This window comes from Allobosea sp. 05T433, from assembly GCF_056396065.1.
The window spans coordinates 1-380 of sequence record NZ_JBFTKS010000138.1; the positions used below are offsets into that span (position 1 = coordinate 1).

The 380-nt window shown below is 57.8% G+C and carries 1 protein-coding gene and 1 pseudogene; one reads left to right on the forward strand and one right to left on the reverse strand.

What is annotated here, in order from left to right; all coding sequences use genetic code 11:
* Nucleotides 1–149 (forward strand): transposase (locus AC1DGP_RS35380; protein WP_476833313.1); only part of this gene is annotated, 149 nt, incomplete at its 5' end.
* Between the two features lie 72 nt (nucleotides 150–221).
* On the opposite strand, the pseudogene AC1DGP_RS35385 reads toward AC1DGP_RS35380, so the two are convergent.
* A pseudogene (locus AC1DGP_RS35385) lies at nucleotides 222–380 on the reverse strand (IS481 family transposase); the annotation flags it as partial.

Here is a 380-nt window from a genome sequence, read left to right on the forward strand (position 1 = left end):
AGCAGGTGGTCGAGCCGGTGTTCGGGCAGATCAAGCAAGCCAGAGGCTTCCGGCAGTTGCTCCTGCGCGGTCTCGATCAGGTCCGAGGCGAATGGGCAATGATCTGTACCGCTCACAACCTCCTGAAGCTTGCAAAAGCCTCAAGATGAGGACCGGGCACCGAAATCTCSCGCCCAGCCTTCCCGTCATAATCGCCCCAAAATCGTTACTCGGACGGGCTCCTAGRTGTTYAGTCCCGGCATTTGATGGATTGGATCGAGCCTGAATCGTTCTGGCTCTGAAGTCCAGCATTTGCAGATGAACTCGTAGGGTGTGAGCCCCCTAAGGGTCTTCAGCCGGCGGCCGAAATTGTAGGCGGCAACGAAGTCTGTGAGGTGCGC